Origin of the sequence: Enhydrobacter aerosaccus (assembly GCF_900167455.1) — a bacterium.
Taxonomy (GTDB): Bacteria; Pseudomonadota; Alphaproteobacteria; order Reyranellales; family Reyranellaceae; genus Reyranella; species Reyranella aerosaccus.
The window spans coordinates 790,056-807,596 of the sequence record NZ_FUWJ01000002.1 but is presented as its reverse complement, the minus strand read 5'-3'; the positions used below and the strand labels follow the sequence as shown (position 1 = coordinate 807,596).

The window sequence follows — 17,541 nt, the reverse complement described above, 5'->3', positions numbered from 1 at the left end:
GCCTTCATGACCGGCGAGTCTTGGATTGCGGATCGAGGATATCGCGCAGCCCGTCGCCCAGCAGATTGAGGCCGAGCACGGTGAGGAAGATGGCGAGGCCCGGGAAGACCGAGAGCCATGGTGCCGTCGTGATCTGGTCGCGAGCCTCGGAGAGCATGCTGCCCCAGCTCGGGAAGGGCGGACGGATGCCGAGGCCGAGGAACGACAGCGCCGCTTCGGAGAGGATCGCGCTGCCCATGCCCAGCGTGGCGATGACGATCAGCGGACCCAGGACGTTGGGCAGTACCTGCGTGAACATGATGCGCAGATCGCCATAGCCCAGGATGCGCGCGGCCTGGATGTAGCCCTGGCTCTTGAGCGATAGCACCTGCGCGCGCGCGACCCGGCAGGAATAGGACCAGGCGGTGAGCCCGAGCGCCACCAGCAGCGAGACCAGGCCCGGTCCCAGGATCGCCATGATCGCCAGCGCGAAGACCAGCGAGGGAATCGCGAGCATCAGGTTGGTGAGCCCGCTGACGACGTCGTCCCACCAGCCGCCCCAGTAGCCGGCGGTGAGGCCGAGCGTGACGCCGATGAGGCTGTTCAGGATCTGGCTCACCACGCCCACGGTCAGCGAGATGCGCGAGCCGTAGACGATGCGCGAATAGATGTCGCGGCCCTGTGCATCCGTGCCGAACCAATATTCCGCGTCGGGCGGGATCTCGGCGTTCATCAGGTTGGCGTCGAGCACCGGGTCGGTGTGGGCGATCAGCGGCGCCGCGATCGCGACCGTGATCGCGAGTCCGACCAGCGCGCCACCGACCCACAGCGAGGTGCCGCCTTTCAGTCTGGGCAGCTTGAGGGGCAGCTTCATCAGCGATACCGGATGCGCGGATCGATCACGCTGTAGGCGATATCGACCAGCGTGTTGATGGCGAGGAAGAAGAGCACGATCATCAGGATGCAGCCCTGCACCGCCGGGATGTCGCGCTGGAAGACCGAGTCGACCATCAGCGAGCCGACGCCCGGCCAGGCGAACAGCTTCTCGACCACGACGGCCTGGCCCATCAGCGACCCGAATTGCAGGCCGACAATGGTGATGACCAGCACCAGGGCATTGCGCAGCACGTGCCACTTCACGACCAGGCGCTCGCTCATGCCCTTGCTGCGGGCGGTACGGACAAAATCGGCGTTCAACACATCGAGCACGGCGGCGCGCGTCGTCCGCGCCAGCAACGCCATCGGGCCGACGCCCAGCGCCACCGCCGGCAGGATCAGATGGGAGAGGCCGCCGTCGCCATAGCCGAAGCTCGGCAGCCATTTGAGCTTGAGGGCAAAGAGATACATCAGCATCAGGCCGAACCAGAACTGCGACAGCGACAGGCCCGAAATCGCGCCGACCATCGATATCGTGTCGACCGGACTGCCGGGCTTCAGCGCGGCGAAGAAGCCCAGGGTCACGCCGATGGCGATCGCGAAGGCCATGGCGGCGAATACGAGCTTCAGCGACGGCCAGATGCGCTGGCCGATCAGCTTGGTGACGGGCTCGCGCGTGCGGAACGACTTGCCGAAGTCACCCACCGCCACGCTTGCCACATACTTGGCGAAGCGCGTTGGCAGCGGATCGTCGAGACCCATCTCCTTCTTCATGCGTTCCATGACCGCCGGATCGATGGTCGTGCGGCCATCCTCGCCCATGCTCGACATGAAGCTGCCGGGCAGGACGCTGAACAGCAGGAAGACCAGCGCGATGACCGACAGCAAGGTCGGAACGACGTTGAGGAGGCGGCGGGTGAGGACGGACAGCATGAATTAAGGACCGCTCGCTATGGTCGGGATGACAAAAACGGTGTCATCCCGAGTCGCGCGGGGTAATCCCCGCGCTTTAGCGAGGGATCTTTTGCTTCTACTATTTCGCCGGCGAGGTCGCGTCGACCCAGATATTCTCGGGGTACTGGTGGGTGATCTCGGTCGGGTTGGCCTGCAGGCCGTGCACCCACGGCTGATGTGCCAGCACGGCCTTGTTGTAGTTGAAGAACCACACCGGCGCCTCGTCGAACAGGATGTTGTTGGCCTTCTTGAGAAGGTCGTCGCGCTTGGCCATGTCGCCCGTCTGGCTGGCATCGTCGAGCAGCTTGTCGAAGTCGGCGTTGTTGAAGCCGGTGTAGTTGCAGGCCGTACGCGGCGTCTTGGAATAGAAGCAGCGCAGCGTCGCCAGCGAGTCGGGGCCGGTCAGGCTCGACGCGATCAGGCCCTGATGTTCGCCCTTCATCAGGATCTCGGTCAGCACCGTCGCCTCGACGAGCTTGGGCTTCAGCTTGATGCCGACCTTGGCCAGCATCGGGATGATCGCCTCTACGATCGGCATGCCCCAGCTCTCGTTCTGGCTGGTCGTCAGCTCGAACTCGAAGCCGTTGGGCAGACCGGCCTCGGCCAGCAGCTTCCTGGCCTTCTCCGGGTCGTACGAGTAGGGCTTAATCGTCTTGTCGAAGGACGCCGACGAGGGCGGCAGCCAGCTCGTGGCGCGATATGCCTTGTCCTTGACCAGACGCTTGATGATCAGGTCGGAGTCGATCGCGTAGTTGATGGCCTGGCGGACGCGCTTGTCCTTGAGCTCCTTGGTGCCGTTGGTCAGGTTGAACTGGATCGAGCGCGTGAACATCTCGGCGACCTCGAGCACGCCCTTCGACAACTCGGGATCGGCCTTGTAGGCGACGTACTGGGCCGGGCCGAGGATCGAGGTGTCGATCTCCTTGTTGCGGAAGGCGATGTCACGCGCGGCGGCATCGGCCATGATCAGCACCTGCAGCGTGTCGGCGTAGGGCTTGCCGGTCTTGTAGAACTTGTCGAAGCGCTCCACCACCACGCGGCTGCCGGGGATATGCTCCTTGAACTTGAACGGGCCGAGGCCAACGGGATGCGAGGCGAAATCCGGCTTCTCGGCCTCTTCCTTCGGCAGGATCGCGGTCGTGCCGGAGAAGAAATAATATCCCGGCTCGACGCGGTCGGTGATCGTCATCTCGAGCGTGTAGTCATCGATCTTCTTGAGGCCGGAGATCTCCTTCGCCGTGCCCTTCTCGACGTCGATCGCCCCCTTGATCAGGCGGACGTAGCGCGCGCCCGGGTAGCCCTTGCTGCCGTCCATGATGCGCGTGAACGACCAGATGATATCGTCGGCCGTCATCTTGCGGCCGTTGTGGAAGTAGGCGTCGTCGCGCAGCTTGTAGGTATAGACCAGCCCGTCGGGCGAAACGCTGACCGATGTCGCCAGTTCGAGCGCCAGCTTGCTGTTGGCCGTATCCCAATTGTAGAGCGTGCGATGCAGCGCCTTGCCGACGATATCGTCCTGTGCCCGCGGTGTGGCCTGCGGATCGAGGCTGCCGAAGCTTGCCGCATAGGGCGCGGTCATGCGGATCGTCCCGCCCCGCCGCGGCGTGTCCTGGGCGTTGGCCGAGACGGCGCCGAATACGGCCAACGCCGTAGCAGCTAACAAGACCCATTTGCGCATGGCGCCACTCCCCCTTGAAGAACCTCGTCGGTTCGCATTCCATCGTGCCTTACGCTTCCGTGCAAGAGGAATGCCGATGAGTGCTCTTCCGAAGGACGAGTTGCCCGAATATCCGTTGCCTGCCTGTCTGCTGATCGTGACGGCGGAGGTCGATGCCGAGGTCGAGGCGGAATGGAGCCGCTGGTACGACGACGTGCACCTGCCGGACGCGCTGTCCTGCCCCGGTGTCCTGTCGGGCCGGCGCTACGTCTCGGTCGGCGAGATTGCCGAAAGCGAACGAGGCGAGGGTCGCCGTCGATCGGCGAAGCTGTGGATGACGGTCTACGAACTCGCCTCCCCGGAGGCCGTCCGCACCAAGGAATTCACCGCGATGCGCGGCTGGGGTCGGTTCGCGCCGCATGTCCGCTCGCAAACGCGGGTCGTGTCAGCGCTGTTGCGCTAGATTGGACTGTAGCAGCCCGCCCAGAACCTTGTCAGGCGTGATGGGATAATCGCGGATCCGCACACCACAGGCATTGTAGACGGCGTTGGCTACGGCCGCGCCGGCGGCGCAGATGCCGAGTTCGCCGGCGCCCTTCGACCCGAGCGGACTCGATTTGTCGTCGAATCCGGCCAGCATGACGGCATCGACCGCCATCGGGATATCGGCATGGACCGGCACATGATAGCCGGCGAGGTCGTTGTTCACGAACGCGCCGAGACGCTGGTCGACGACCGCATGCTCGTGCAGCGCCGACCCCACGCCCCAGATCATGCCGCCGATCAGCTGTGACCGGGCCGTCTTGGCATTGAGAACGCGGCCGACGTCGAATACGCCCAGCATGCGGCGCAGACGCACCTCGCCGGTTGTCGTGTCCACCGCCACCTCGGCGAAATGCGCGCCGTAGCTGTGTTGCGAATAGGTTTTGTATTCATCGCCGGGCTCGGCGCCCGCTTCGGCCTGAAGATTACCCGGCTGCTTCCCGTCCTCGAGCTGCTTCCGCAGCGCAAGGCAGGCTTCTCGAAGCGCCGCGGTCGAACTGGCGGCGCCGAACGATCCGCCCGAGCCCGGCGTCTGAGGAAAGGAGCTGCGGCCCAGCCGCACCGAGACGTCCTCGACGGGCACCTCGAGCACCTCGGCGGCCACCTGCGCAAGGATCGTGTAGGAGCCCGTGCCGATGTCGGTCATATCCATCTCGACCGTCACATGGCGGTCCTCGTCCATGCGCACGCGAGCATGCGCTGCCTGGCGATAGTTGGGCCGGATCGCTGCTGCCATGCCGAGACCGATCAGCCAGGCGCCTTCGCGGACACTGCCTGGAACCTTGTGCCTGCGCGACCATCCGAAACGCTCCGCGCCCTGTTGCAGACAGGCGACCAAGGCACGGCTGGAGAAGGGGATCTTCTTTTCCGGATCTCGATCGGGCTGGTTGCGCAGGCGCAGCTCGAGCGGATCGAGGTCGAGCTTCTCTGCGAGCTCATCCATTGCCTGCTCGACGGCCAACTGGCCGATGGCATCGCCCGGCGCGCGCATGGCATCGGCGACCGGCAGGTCGAGCGCCACGATTCTGTGGCGGGTCATTCGATCCGGGGCGGCATACATCGCTCGGGAACAGACGGCCGCGCCTTCGGCAAATTCATCGGCGCGGGCCGACTGGGTCCAGGCCTCGTGCGCCAGAGCCGTCAATCGGCCATCCTTGCCAGCGGCCAGTCGCACGCGCTGGATCGAGGCGGCACGATGGGTCGTGACGGAGAACATCTGCTGGCGGGTCAGCACCACCTTGACCGGCCGCTTCAGACGACGCGCCGCCAACGCGGCCAGGATCGCATCGGCGTAGATCGGCAGCTTGCCGCCGAAGCCGCCGCCGACATATTCGCTCACCACCTCGACATTCTCGAGCGGCACCTGGAGCGTGGATGCAATCGAGTGATGGGCGGCATCGACCAGTTGGGCGGCGCAGTGGACGGTGAGCTTGTCGCCCTGCCATTCGGCCAGACTGCCGACCAGCTCCATCGGGTTGTGGCTCTGATAGGGCGTGGTGTAGGTCGCATCGACCTTGACCTCGCCGCCGGCGAAGGCCGGCTCGAAATCGCCGACCTGCGTGTCCGCCTTGCCGGCCACGAGCGTTTCGGGCGTATAGGCAAGCTTGCGGCCGTCGGCGAGATCGTAGGAGCCGCTTTCGGTCGTATAGGAAAGACGGATCAGCGCTGCCGCAGCTCTGGCCTGTTCGAACGTTTCCGCCACGACCAGCGCGACGGGTTGGCCGTAATAATAGACTCGGCTCTCCGACAGAGCCGGCTTGGCGCGTGCGTGCCGGTTGCCGCCGCGCTGCTTGAACGGCGCCTGGGCGGGAGCGTCTTCATGGCTCATCACCAGCAGCACGCCCGGCGACCGTTCGGCCTCCTCGGCATCGACCTTCGTCACCAGGCCGCGACCGATCGTGCTGGTGACGATCGCGCCGAACGCGGGCGACGAACCTGCCTTCGCATCGGCGGCGTAGCGCGCGGAGCCCGTGACCTTGGCGACTCCATCCACTCGATCGAGCGGCAGACCGATGACGGCGTTGGGCATGCGTTATCCCTTGTGCTGCGCGGCGGCTTCCGACAGGGCACGGGCGACGGTGCGCGCCGCCAGGGCGATCTTGAAGTCGTTGTGGCCATAGGCGTGCGCCTCGGCCACGGTGGTCTCGCCGGCGCCGAGGAAGGTTGCGGCGCTGGCGTTGGCTCCCATCAATCGGCGTTCCGCTTCCACCGCCCGCCATGGCTTGGGCGCGACTCCTCCCAGGGCGATCCGTGCCGAACGGATGCGGTCGCCCTCGAGCTCGACGAGCGCCGCGACGGAGACGAGCGCAAAGGCGTACGAGGCTCGATCGCGGACCTTCCGATAGACCTGGCCGGCAGAGACGGGCGGCGGCAGCACCACGGCGGTGATCAGTTCGCCGGGCTGAAGGATGGTCTCCACATGCGGCGTGGAGCCGGGAAGGCGGTAGAGATCGGCGACCTTGAGGCGCCGGCCTTGGCCATCCGCGGTCTGCGTCTCGATCTCGGCATCGAGAGCGGCGAGCGCCACCGCCATGTCCGACGGATGGACGGCAATACAGGCGTCGCTGGCGCCGAGAATCGCATGAATGCGGTTGTAGCCGTGCAAGGCCGAGCAGCCGCTGCCCGGGCTGCGTTTGTTGCAAGGCTTGGAGACGTCGTAGAAGTAATAGCAGCGGGTGCGTTGCAGCAGGTTTCCGCCGGTCGTCGCCTGGTTGCGAAGTTGGCCGGAGGCACCATTCAACAGCGCGGCAGCGAGCACAGGATAGTGCTCCCGCACCCGGGCGTTGGCAGCAACATATGTGTTGGTCGCCATCGCGCCTATGCGCAGGCCGCCTGCTTCCGTCGCCTCGATCCGTTCCAGGGGCAGCCGCGACACATCGACGAGATGGGTCGGCGCTTCGACATCGACCTTCATCAGGTCGAGCAGGTTCGTGCCCCCGGCGATGAACCGGGCACCTGGTTTGCGGATGGCTTGCAGGGCGGCCGGGACATCGGCCGGCCGTTCATAGGTGAAAGGTCTCATCCACTGGTCTTTCCGGCCGCCTCCAGGATCGCGGCGGCGATATTGGGATAGGCCGCGCACCGGCATATATTGCCGCTCATGCGTTCGCGGACCTCGCTCTCGGTCAGCTCGATGGCGGTGCGCAAGTCGGCGCTGGCAGCCGAAGGGATTCCGCGCTCGATCTCGTTGAGCATGCCGACGGTGGAACAGATCTGTCCCGGCGTGCAGTAGCCGCACTGGAAGCCGTCGTGCTTGATGAAGGCGGCCTGCACGGGGTGAAGCTGCTCCGCGGTGCCCAGGCCTTCGATCGTCGTGATCTCGCGATCGTCGCAGGCCAGTGCAAGATTGAGGCAGGCGTTGCGCCGCTCGCCATCCATCAGGACGGTGCAGGCGCCGCACTGGCCGTGGTCACATCCTTTCTTCGTGCCCGTCAGGTCAAGATGCTCGCGCAGTGCATCGAGCAGCGTCGTCCGGGGATCGAGCTTCAACTGATGGCCGATGCCGTTGACCGTCAGCCGGACATCGACCTTTTCGACCGCGCCTGGCGCCGAGGACGGGGCGGTCTCGGAGGAAGGGCCGGCATAGACCGCCGTCTTCTGGAGGGCCGTCAGGGCGATGCCGCTGCCGAGGATTCCCCGGCGGGTCAGGTGGTGGTCGCTCATGGCAGACACAACGACCACCATGGAACGGCGTTGCGCGGCGGGAACCCGAAGTTCGATGCCGCATTACGTTCCTATGCAGGTTTCGGAGATCATGACTCGCGGTGTCGAAACCGTGGCGCCCGACGCCTCGCTCCAGCAGGCGGCTTCCGCCATGGAGGCGCTGGGTGTCGGTTCTCTGCCCGTCTGCGACGGTCAGCGCCTGGTGGGATCGATCACCGATCGCGATATCGTCGTCCGTGGCGTCGCGGCCGGCCTGTCGCCCGTCGAGACCCTGGTGCGGGACTGCATGACCAGCGATATCGCCTATGCCTTCTGCGACGAGGAGGCGGACGAGGTGCTGGAACGCATGAAGACGTTGCAGGTCCGCCGGCTTGCCGTCCTCGACCGGGACAAGAGCCTGGTCGGCATCGTTGCCCTGGGCGACGTGGCGACGGAGCCAAGAGCGGCGGCCCTGGCCAGCGTCGGGGCGGCCGTCGCCGAAATCTCGGAACCGTCCCGTCCGCGGAAATAACCGGCCGGTCCGTCAGGCCGGCACGCAATATCCGTCGCGGCGGGGATCGCAGCCACCGGTGAAGATTCCGGTTTCCGGATCCACCGCGACGCCCTGCATGCCGCCCACTTTCATCGTCCAGGCGGGGCCGCTGGTCACGCTGTGACCGCGCTGGCGCAGTGCCTCATGCACTTCCATTTCCAGACGCGCTTCCAGCAGCACCTCGCGACCGTCGGTCAGACGGGCCCGCGGCGACTCGATCGCCTGCTGCAGGGGCAGGCCGAAATCGAGGTACTGTACGAGCGCCTGCGGCTGCGTCTGCAGGATGCCGTAACTGCCCGGCGTGCCGAGGGCCAGCACCGGCCTGTCGTCCTTCGTGACCACCGATGGCGCCATGCACATCGGCAAGGCGCCGCCCGGCTTGACGCGGTTGGGACTGTCGGGATTCACGTCGGCCCAATAGAGGAAGTTGTTGAGGCAGAGGCCGGTTCCCGGGACGACCACCGCCGAGCCGAATACGCTTCCCAGGCTCTGCGTGACGCAGATGAGGTTGCCGTCGCTGTCGGCGATCGAGAACGAGGTCGTGTGGCTTTCTTCCTGGGCCGCCGCCTGGCCCTCCATCGGCGTCCACTGCTCCGTCGGCCCGACGATCGGCTGGCCATCGCGCACGCGGGCGCGCAGAGGCTCCACGAAGCTGTCGGACAGGATCTCCGCGAGCTTCTGCCGGCTCGGCACCCCGGTTGCGATGCGCACGCCGGCGGCGAGGCGGATGGCCCGCAGCACCGTGTCGAAATGCTCGGTCGAGTTGCGCTTCGTCCCGGCGAGGTCGAAGCCTTCGAGGATGCGCAGCGTCAAGAGATACTGGAAGCCCTCGCACGGCGGCGGCGGCACGTTCACGGTGTAGCCGCGATAGTCGGCCGTCGCTGGATCGACCCAGTTGGGCTTCACCGCCTTGAAGTCGTCCATCGTCAGGCAGCCGCCCAGTTCGCTAAGGCGATCGATGATCTTCTGGCCGAGCGCTCCACCGTAGAGCAGGCCCGGCCCTTCCTGAGCCAGCGCCTCGAGCGTGCGTGCGAGATCCGGCTGCTTGAGGATAAAGCCGGGTGACACGGTGCCCTGTCCGCCCGTGTAGACCCGCGACCATTCGGGGTAGAGCGCCTGATGGTTGGCGAGGTCCGGCCCGGCGGCGCGGATCTCCTCGATATTGAATTCGATCAGCCGGAAGCCGTCGCGCGCGATGGCGATGGCCGGCGCGAACAGTTCCGGAAGCTTCTTGCGGCCGTGGCTCTGGATCAGCTCGCACCAGCCGGCAAGATTGCCGGGCGCGCCGACCGGCAAGGCGCCGCGCATCAGCTGGTCGCGACGGCTCAGCTTGTCGACCGGGAAGTTCAGCGGGATGGGGGCGACGAAGTCGAGACAGCGGATGCGACGTTCCTTGGCGATGTAGCAGGTCGCCACGCCGCGGCCGGCCAGTCCCGACATGTAGGGCTCGACGACGTTCAAGGTCGCGGCCGTTGCGACTGCCGCGTCGAACGCTGTGCCGCCATTGCCGAGAACGCGCGCTCCGGCGGCTGCCGCCAGAGGATGCGCCGCCGCCACCATGCCGTGCCGTGATGCGATGGTCGGCCGCTTGCCGTGCTGATACATCTACTACTCCCCCGAACCGGGCCGGATGGTGACGATTTTCTTACGTCGTCGCCAGCATGAATTGCGTCCGGCGCGAATCCTCCTAAACATGGCGCTGTTCTTCGCAGGAGCGTGTGTATGCGGGCGGACGCCTATCAGACTTTCAGCCGCGCCGAATGGGCGGCTCTTCGGGCCAATACGCCGTTCACGCTCACCCATGACGAGCTCGTCGCGTTGCGCGGCATGAATTACAGCGTGTCGCTGGACGAACTCGCCGAGGTCTACCTGCCGCTGTCGCGTCTGCTGGAGCTGCATGTCCGGGCCGCGCGCAACCTCAACGGCGTCACCGACACGTTCCTGGGCCGCCCCTTCGTCGGCCGTACCTACGTGATCGCGATCGCCGGCAGCGTCGCGGTCGGCAAGAGCACCTTCGCGCGTGTCCTGCAGGCGCTGATCGCGCGCTGGCCGGCAACGCCCACGGTCGACCTGGTGACCACGGACGGCTTCCTGTTTCCGCTGCAGGAACTCGAGCGCAAGCAGCTCGTGCGCCGCAAGGGCTTCCCCGAAAGCTACGACACCCGTCGCATGGTGCGGTTCCTGGCCGACATCAAGGCCGGTGTTCCCGAGGTGCGCGCCCCGGTCTACTCGCATGAGGCCTACGACATCGTCCGCGACGAATGGCAGGTGGTGCGGCGACCCGATGTGCTGATCTTCGAGGGTCTCAACGTGCTGCAGCCCGGCGTCGTCGGCGGACCGGGCGGCCGGCCGGCTTCGGTCATTCTTTCCGACTTCTTCGATTTCTCGATCTACCTCGACGCGCGGACCGCCGACATCGAGGCCTGGTATGTCGAGCGCTTCCTGATGCTCCAGCGCACCGCGTTCCAGAAGCCGGCATCGTACTTCCACCATTACAAGGATCTGCCACAGAAGGAGGCGCGCGAGGTCGGGCAGCGCATCTGGTCGGAGATCAACGCGGTCAATCTGCGCGAGAACATCCTGCCGACGCGCGAACGCGCTCACATCGTCCTGTCCAAGGGCGGCGATCATGCCATCGAGAGGGTGTCGCTGCGCCAGCTTTGACACGGTCGGAGCGTCAGTCGCCCTGCAGAACGGGCGGCTTGGAGCGTTTGTGTCCCCGCTGCTGGGATTTGCGCTAAGCTTGAACAAAGGGAGAAACGTCCAATGCAGCGCAGACTCGAATTCGGCTGGTTCCTGCCGACCGCCGGTGACACCACGGCCTATGGCGTACCGGCTGCGCAGGTGCCGTCGTCGCTGGCGCTGTTCGATCGCATCGTTGGTGCGGCCGAGGCGGCGGGCTTCGAATACATGCTGGTACCGGTGCAGACGGCGTGCTGGGAGGCCTGGATTTCGAGCGCCATGATGGTGGCGCGCTCGAAGTCGATCCGCATGCTGGTGGCGGCGCGGCCGTCCTACATCAACCCGGTGCTGCTGGCGAAGATGATCTCGACCTTCGACCAGCTGTCGGGCGGGCGCATCTGCATCAACCTGATCGCCGGCCAGAGCGAGACGGAGAACGCGGCCGAAGGCATCAAATGGGGCAAGGAAGAGCGCTACGAGATCATGGAGGAGGAGGTCTCGATCCTGAAGGCGCTGTGGACCACCCATGGTCCGCTGCATTTCGACGGCAAGTTCCATCAGCTGAAGGGGGCGCAGATCCGTCCCTATCCGCTGCAGAAGCCGCATCCGAAATTCTATCTCGGCGGCGGCAGCCGGCAGGCCTGGGAAATCTCGGCCAGGCATGCCGACGTGCATCTGTTCTGGGGCGATACCTATGATCGCATCCGCGCGAACATGGCCGAGATCCGCACCATGGCCGCCGGGCACGGGCGGGAGCGGGAGATCGGCTTCGGCATGCGCCTGCAGATCGTCTGCCGCCCGACGGAGAAGGAGGCGTGGGACTTCGCGCACGAACTGGTGGCCCATGCCAGCGAGTCGCAGAAGACGTTCGTGAAGCAGCATTTCGCCACGTCGGAAGCCAACCGACGCGTGCGCGAGCTGGCGGCGATCGGCGAGACGATCGAGCCGCATCTCTGGACCGGCATCACGCAGGTGCGGCCTGGCGCCGGCATCGCCGTCGTCGGCGATCCCGAGCAATGCGCCGACACCTTGCAGAAGTTCATCGATCTCGGCTGCCATTCCTTCTGCCTGTCGGGCTACCTGCACGACGAGGAGGCGGAGCGCTTCGGCAAGTGGGTGATGCCGATCCTGAAGGAGCACAACCGGGAGCGGATGGCGGCCTGAGGCTGCCGGTTTTAACACCTCTCCGCCCACGTCTTCGTGGGGGGAGAGGGAGGGGCCCATCGCGTAGCGATGGGAGGGTGAGGTGGGTTATCGCGCCCTGCGCTCAGACATTGCCTCTGCGTCAAGCGCCACCTCACCTCCCCGTTGCTTCGCAACGGGTCCCTTCCTCTCCCCCACTGCGTGGCGGAGAGGACATAATCGGTGGGCAGCGCACTAGCGCTAACTGCGCTAACTGGTGCTCGTCCGTCGATCCGGGTCTCGTGAGCCGCGTCCCTCCTGCCATGCTCGGCCTGCGGAGCCGGGCACTCGCAATCGAATATTGCGATAAACGCAACGAAAGTCAATGCCGGATTTCTCGCCCGGGCGCATCATCTGGTGCAGGGTCAGGATCATGAGAGCTCCGCTTCCCGATCTCAGCGCGCGTCAGCTCGAAGCGGTGCTGGCGCTGGCCGAATACGGCAGCTTCATCGCCGCGGCGGCACGTCTCAGAGTGTCGCAGCCGGCGCTGACGCGCCTGTTGCAGAAGCTCGAGTCGGAACTCGGTGTCCGCCTGTTCGATCGCAGCACGCGGCGTGTCCAGATCACCGAGGCCGGGCGCGAATTCGCGGCTGTCGCCGAGCGCATGCTGAACGATCTCGGCATCACCGTGCAGAGCGTGCGCGAGGTGGCGCAGGAGCGGCGTGGTCTGGTGGTCGTGTCGTGCGTGATGTCGGTGGCGGGCGGCGTGCTGCCGCGCATGATCGCCGCCTATCGCAGCGGCCGCCCTGGCGTCGAGATCCATATAAGAGAAGGCGTCTATGCCTCGATCCTCGACGATGTGAGGAGCGGGGTCGCCGACTTCGGCATCAGCTATGTCGACGAGCTGCCGGACTTCGCGGTCGGCATGCCGCTCGGCCGCGAGGTGTTCCATGCCGTCGTTCCGGCCCGCCACAAGCTTGCCAAGCGCCGCAGCATCAGTCTCGCCGAACTGGCGGCGCATCCCATCGTCGCCTTGCCGACGGAATCGCGCACCCGGCGCACCATCGATGCCGCTGCCGTCACGGCGGGCGTCCAGCTTCGCCAGCGCGTCGTCGTCACGCAGATCGCGACGCTGCTGGCGCTGGTGGGCGCCGGTGTCGGCGTTGGCGTCGTGCCGGGCGGCGCGACGCGAGGGCCGCCGGTGCCGGGCGTGAAGGTCGTCCCGCTGGCCGAACCTCGCCTGGTGCGGCGCATCGGGCTGATCACGCTGCGGGAGCGCGAGGCGACGCCGGCCGCCGCCGGCCTGATGGCGCTGCTGCGCGAGCGCTGGCGGCAGCAGGGCGATTGATACCTTTTTCGCAATAATTCTCCTTATCAGCTTCAGGTTGGCATAGCCCTCGGCGGGACTATGCTGGCTGAAGGAGGGTCCCGTGCAGCTCACATCGCGCAACTACGAGGCCGACAGCATCGAGGCGGTGCAGGAGCTCTATCACTCCAGCGGCTGGACCGACGGCCTGCCGATCGTTCCGCCGACCCCGGAGTCAGTGAAGGCCTGCCTCGAGTGGGCGATGATGCCGCCCGATCAGCTGATCGGCATCGAGCCGGTGCGCGGGCTGGCGATCACGGCCGAGAAGCTTGCGATCAACGCCGTGATGGCGGGTTGCCTGCCGATGCATTTTCCGGTCGTCGTCACGGCCTGGACCGCGATGATGCAGGAGCCGTTCCTCGCCCATGGCGCCACGGCCAGTACGGGCGGCTGCGCCGTTCTCGTCGTGCTGAACGGTCCGATCCGGCTCGAACTTGGCGCCACCGGCTCGTTCAATGCGCTGGGGAATTCCGATCGCGCCACGGCGGTGATCGGGCGCGCCATCCGCCTCTGCCTGATCAACCTCATGGACGTGCGGCCGGGCGTGATCGACCGCTCGACGCTGGGCCATCCGGGAAAGTTCAGCTACTGCCTGGCCGAGGATGAGGAGGATTCCGACTGGCTGCCGCTGCATGCCGTGCGCGGCGTCGAGCGAGAGGCCTCGGCGGTGACGGTGATGGCGGCAGGGTCGCCGCGCCAGATCATGAACGAGTGGACGACGAAGCCGGAGGAGATCCTCGAGACCTTCGCCGCCGAGATGCGGGCGAACATGCGTCACTACTCGATCCATCCCGGCAACTACGCCATCGTGATCCCCAAGCAGTTGCGCGATCACCTGCGCGCGGCCCGGTGGGACAAGAAGAAGATCGCCGACTTCATCCACGAGCGCGCCCGCATCAAGCGCGGCGAATGGCGCGAGGTCGGCAAGGGCGCGGTGGTGAAGGATCGCGCCGACAAGGAATATGCCGCCATGGAATCGCCCGACCAGCTGCTCGTGATCGCAGCCGGCGGGCCGGCCGGTGGCTTCGGCGCCATCATTCCGCCCTGGCTTGGCAACAAGAGCCATGCGGTCACGCTGCCCATGGGCGTGTGCATCGATTGCGAGCCCCCGAAAGAATGAAGAGATAGAGAGGAACCGCCATGTCATTCATCGTCCTGGATCCGACGTCGGAAAAGGCCGCGCCCGCCGGCAAGACGGCGCCGCGCCTCGACACGCTGGCCGGCAAGACGATCGGCTTCATCTCCAACGGCAAGAAGGGAACCAAGGGCTTCTTCGGCCATCTGGAGCGCATTCTCCGCGAGGAGCATGGCGTCGCCGATGTCGTGCTGCGGACGAAGTCGAACTACAGCGCACCGGCCGATGCGCACATCGTCGCCGAGATCAAGCGATGGGATGCGGTCGTCTCCGGCATTGGAGATTGAGGCAGCTGTTCATCGTGCAGTCTGCACGACGCTGTCACCGCTGAACGCGAAGGCGTTCCCGCCTTTGGCGTGATGACGACCCGCTTCGTCAGCGCCGCCGAGATGATGAGTCGCGTGCTCGGTCTGCCGGGCTATGCCTTTGTCGTCATCGATCACCCGGTCAGCAGCGCCACCGACGAGGAGCTTGCCGCGCGGGCGCGGGCCGCCATCGAGCAGGGGCTCGGGATGCTGCTGAAAGGCTGAGGCGGAACTTCGCTCGTGCTTCCGCGTTTGCGCTGGCATGAGATCGCTCGCCATTGTCGGCATTGTCCTGATCGGGCTCGGCATCGCCGGGCTGGTCGTCCAGAACATCTCGTTCACGCAACAGAAGACCGTCGTCGATGCCGGCCCGCTCAAGGTGACCGCGGACGAGGAGAAGACCGTCCCGATCCCGACGATCGCCGGGATTGCCGCCATCGTGGTGGGCCTGGGGCTGGTGGCTGTTGGTCAGGTCCGCCGGGGACGCTGACTACGGAAGCTCCAGCCGGACCGCGACCGCGGCGCTGGCGATGACGGCAATGTCGTTGCCTTCGGGATCGGGCACGTCGAGTCCGCCTTTCACCGCCTTCACCGTGACGATGCCGTAGGGCAGCGACGCCCGCACCTTCTCGAGATCGACCTTGTCGGGTTGCTGCACGCCGATCGTGACATCGACGAACATGCCGGTCCGAGGATCGACCTTGAGGGTGCGGATCATGGTGAGCGAGCTGTGATGCAGGGCATCCTGCACCGCGCGCAACGCGGCCTTGGTGTAGTCGCCGCCATGCAGATCGTTGCCGGTGCCGAGTTCGAGGATCACGCGCTTCTGGGCCATGGCTGGACTCCTCAGAGATCGAGCCGCACGACGGCGGCGGCCTGCGCGATGACGGTCTTGTCGGTGCCGGCCTCGTTGGCGATCTCGAGACCGCCTTCGACCACCTTCACGGTGCCGGTGCCGTGCGGCAGCACCTTCAGCACCTCGGCCTTGTCCACCTGCTCGGGGTGCGGCACGCCGATCAGCACCTCGACCTGCATGTCGTCGCTCGACTTGCCGACGGCAGAGGCGACAGTCAGCGAATTGTGCCACAGCGCGTCGCGCAGGGCGCGAACCGCGGCCTTGGTGTAATCGCCGCCGCGAATGTCCGTGCCCATCCCGATTTCGAGAGCCACGCGCTTGAGCGCCATGATCGCCTCCTACTCCTTGGCGAGTCCCGCTTTGATCAGCAGCGGCTTCACCTCGACATAGTACTTCTCGGCGAAGGCCCGATACTCGGCCGGAGTCTTGTACCACGGCAGCTGGATGAACTTGTCGAGATATTCGTTCACCTTCGGCTCCGCCATCGCCTGCCTGAAGGCCGCATAGAGGGACTCCACGATCTCGGGAGGCATGTTCTTCGGCCCGACCAGGCCGTACGGGCTCTGCCCCACGACGTCGATGCCGCGCTCGATCAGGGTCGGCGTATCCTTGTATTTCGGAATGCGCGCCTCGGTCGCGAAAGCGAGCACGCGGCACTTGCCGTCGTCGACGAACGGTGCCCATTGCGCGGCATCGGCAATGAAATCGACCTGGCCGCTCATCAGGGCCTGCATCCATTCGGCGCCGCCCTTGTAGGGCACGGTCGTGAACCTGGCGCCGGTCTTCTGCTCGACCTCGATCATCATGAGCTGGCCGGTCCCGCCCGTACCGCTGGTGCCGTAGTTGTACTTCTCCGGCTCCTTCTTGCCGGCGGCGATCATGTCGTCGATGGTCTTCCACGGCGAGTCGCTGCGCACGACGATGCCCATCGTGTAGGCCGACAATCCGCAGATATAGGTGAAGTCCTTGAGCGGATCCCAATTGGTCTTCTGATAGTGCGGGTAGCGCAGGCTGTTGATGCTCATGACGGCGAGCTGATAGCCGTCGGGCTTGGCATTCAGCAGCATGGCCGGCGCCAGCGTCCCGGCGGCGCCGGGCTTCACATCGACGATGACCTGCTGGCCGAAGATCCGGGACACGCTCTCGCCCAGCAGGCGGACATGAACATCCGTCACGCCGCCGGCGGCGAAAGGATTGTAGATGGTGATGGGCTTTTCGGGCTTCCAGCGCGACTCGCCGCGCGCGAGTAACGGCGCCGCCACGGCGGCGAGGCCTGCCAGGGTTGCAAACCGACGCCGAGGCAAACGACCTTGCCGGGGCAAACGAATTGACTGAGACACACCATCCTCCCGAACGCTTTCCAGACTTTGTGAGGGAGTGGCAATCGCAACTATGCGATCGCCACCCCATCACTCCTTAGCGTGTCGGAGGAGAGCGGTTAAGCGCTACTTCCTGCGCGCGGCGTCGATGCTCCAGGGGCCTGGGCCGGCGGCGAAGATGTAGAGGAAGACGAAGCAATAGAGCGCGATCGTCTCGCCGTGATTGAGCACCGGGAAGAAGCCCATCGGTGCATGGACCAGGAAATAGCCGACGGCGGCCATGCCCGAGGCGATGAACGCGGCCGGACGCGTGAACAGGCCCAGCACCAGAAGAATGCCGCACACGAGCTCGATGATGCCGGCGTAGCCGGGCATCGACATGACATTGAATGTTGCCGGCACGACTCCGGTCGGGAAGTGCAGAAGCTTGCCTGTGCCGTGCTCCAGCAGCAGCAGGCCCGACATGATTCGGAGGATGCTGAGAAGGCGCGGAGCCCAGGTCGTCGCGAGGGTCGAGTTGTCCATGGAAAGAGATCTCCCGTTGGTGGTTGT

The 17,541-nt window shown here is 65.8% G+C and carries 19 protein-coding genes; 8 read left to right on the top strand and 11 right to left on the bottom strand.

Annotated elements, in window-relative coordinates:
• Positions 1–4 precede the first annotated feature (4 nt).
• The 3 genes from B5D62_RS13095 to B5D62_RS13085 all read right to left on the bottom strand — a co-directional run bounded on the left by B5D62_RS13095 (position 5) and on the right by B5D62_RS13085 (position 3,487).
• Positions 5–853: an ABC transporter permease gene (locus B5D62_RS13095; protein ID WP_170920917.1), complete on the bottom strand. Its 849-nt coding sequence runs from the start codon at positions 851–853 to the stop codon at positions 5–7.
• Complete coding sequence (locus B5D62_RS13090; RefSeq protein ID WP_085934288.1) at positions 853–1,788, bottom strand: ABC transporter permease; 936 nt, start codon at positions 1,786–1,788, stop codon at positions 853–855. Before B5D62_RS13090 ends, B5D62_RS13095 begins: the two co-directional genes overlap by 1 nt.
• Before the next feature lie 100 nt (positions 1,789–1,888).
• Positions 1,889–3,487, bottom strand: a complete 1,599-nt coding sequence (locus B5D62_RS13085; protein WP_085934287.1) for an ABC transporter substrate-binding protein — start codon at positions 3,485–3,487, stop codon at positions 1,889–1,891.
• 76 nt (positions 3,488–3,563) lie between these two features.
• Here B5D62_RS13085 and B5D62_RS13080 point away from each other — a divergent pair, with 76 nt between their 5' ends.
• Complete coding sequence (locus tag B5D62_RS13080; RefSeq protein WP_085934286.1) at positions 3,564–3,929, top strand: DUF4286 family protein; 366 nt, start codon at positions 3,564–3,566, stop codon at positions 3,927–3,929.
• Here the strand turns inward: B5D62_RS13080 and B5D62_RS13075 are convergent.
• From B5D62_RS13075 to B5D62_RS13065, 3 genes are read right to left on the bottom strand one after another with little or no spacing between them, the layout of a single operon-like run.
• On the bottom strand, positions 3,912–6,038 hold the full coding sequence (locus B5D62_RS13075; RefSeq protein ID WP_085934285.1) for a xanthine dehydrogenase family protein molybdopterin-binding subunit: 2,127 nt from the start codon (positions 6,036–6,038) through the stop codon (positions 3,912–3,914). The two genes, B5D62_RS13080 and B5D62_RS13075, sit on opposite strands and share 18 nt — an antisense overlap.
• Before the next feature lie 3 nt (positions 6,039–6,041).
• On the bottom strand, positions 6,042–7,031 hold the full coding sequence (locus tag B5D62_RS13070) for an FAD binding domain-containing protein (protein WP_085934284.1): 990 nt from the start codon (positions 7,029–7,031) through the stop codon (positions 6,042–6,044).
• Positions 7,028–7,672, bottom strand: coding sequence for a 2Fe-2S iron-sulfur cluster-binding protein (locus tag B5D62_RS13065; RefSeq protein WP_085934760.1), 645 nt, complete (start codon positions 7,670–7,672; stop codon positions 7,028–7,030). Before B5D62_RS13065 ends, B5D62_RS13070 begins: the two co-directional genes overlap by 4 nt.
• A gap of 91 nt (positions 7,673–7,763) precedes the next feature.
• On the opposite strand from B5D62_RS13065, the gene B5D62_RS13060 reads away from it, so the two are divergent.
• Positions 7,764–8,183: a CBS domain-containing protein gene (locus B5D62_RS13060; RefSeq protein WP_139373863.1), complete on the top strand. Its 420-nt coding sequence runs from the start codon at positions 7,764–7,766 to the stop codon at positions 8,181–8,183.
• Between the two features lie 12 nt (positions 8,184–8,195).
• Here B5D62_RS13060 and B5D62_RS13055 read toward each other — a convergent pair whose 3' ends face one another.
• Positions 8,196–9,809, bottom strand: coding sequence for a gamma-glutamyltransferase family protein (locus tag B5D62_RS13055; protein WP_085934282.1), 1,614 nt, complete (start codon positions 9,807–9,809; stop codon positions 8,196–8,198).
• A gap of 117 nt (positions 9,810–9,926) precedes the next feature.
• Between B5D62_RS13055 and coaA the strand changes: the two genes are divergently transcribed.
• The 6 genes from coaA (at position 9,927) to B5D62_RS13025 (ending at position 15,304) form a co-directional block, all read left to right on the top strand.
• Complete coding sequence (gene coaA / locus B5D62_RS13050; RefSeq protein ID WP_085934281.1) at positions 9,927–10,868, top strand: type I pantothenate kinase; 942 nt, start codon at positions 9,927–9,929, stop codon at positions 10,866–10,868.
• 102 nt (positions 10,869–10,970) lie between these two features.
• A complete protein-coding gene (locus B5D62_RS13045; RefSeq protein WP_085934280.1) occupies positions 10,971–12,050 on the top strand; it encodes an LLM class flavin-dependent oxidoreductase in 1,080 nt (359 codons plus the stop codon).
• Between the two features lie 391 nt (positions 12,051–12,441).
• Positions 12,442–13,356: a LysR family transcriptional regulator gene (locus tag B5D62_RS13040; RefSeq protein ID WP_085934759.1), complete on the top strand. Its 915-nt coding sequence runs from the start codon at positions 12,442–12,444 to the stop codon at positions 13,354–13,356.
• 82 nt (positions 13,357–13,438) lie between these two features.
• On the top strand, positions 13,439–14,494 hold the full coding sequence (locus tag B5D62_RS13035) for a hypothetical protein (RefSeq protein WP_085934279.1): 1,056 nt from the start codon (positions 13,439–13,441) through the stop codon (positions 14,492–14,494).
• 20 nt (positions 14,495–14,514) lie between these two features.
• Positions 14,515–15,039: a UGSC family (seleno)protein gene (locus tag B5D62_RS34260; protein ID WP_273701405.1), complete on the top strand. Its 525-nt coding sequence runs from the start codon at positions 14,515–14,517 to the stop codon at positions 15,037–15,039.
• Positions 15,040–15,076: 37 nt separating this feature from the next.
• A complete protein-coding gene (locus tag B5D62_RS13025) occupies positions 15,077–15,304 on the top strand; it encodes a hypothetical protein (RefSeq protein WP_085934277.1) in 228 nt (75 codons plus the stop codon).
• On the opposite strand, the gene B5D62_RS13020 is transcribed toward B5D62_RS13025, so the two are convergent.
• From B5D62_RS13020 to B5D62_RS13005, 4 genes are all read right to left on the bottom strand, one after another.
• Complete coding sequence (locus B5D62_RS13020) at positions 15,305–15,649, bottom strand: Lin0512 family protein (protein ID WP_085934276.1); 345 nt, start codon at positions 15,647–15,649, stop codon at positions 15,305–15,307.
• 11 nt (positions 15,650–15,660) lie between these two features.
• Positions 15,661–15,999, bottom strand: a complete 339-nt coding sequence (locus tag B5D62_RS13015; RefSeq protein WP_085934275.1) for a Lin0512 family protein — start codon at positions 15,997–15,999, stop codon at positions 15,661–15,663.
• Between the two features lie 9 nt (positions 16,000–16,008).
• Positions 16,009–16,974 (bottom strand): tripartite tricarboxylate transporter substrate binding protein, encoded by a 966-nt coding sequence (locus B5D62_RS13010; protein WP_170920916.1) that lies wholly within the window; start codon positions 16,972–16,974, stop codon positions 16,009–16,011.
• A gap of 141 nt (positions 16,975–17,115) precedes the next feature.
• Positions 17,116–17,514, bottom strand: coding sequence for a DoxX family protein (locus B5D62_RS13005; protein ID WP_085934273.1), 399 nt, complete (start codon positions 17,512–17,514; stop codon positions 17,116–17,118).
• Positions 17,515–17,541 lie beyond the last annotated feature (27 nt).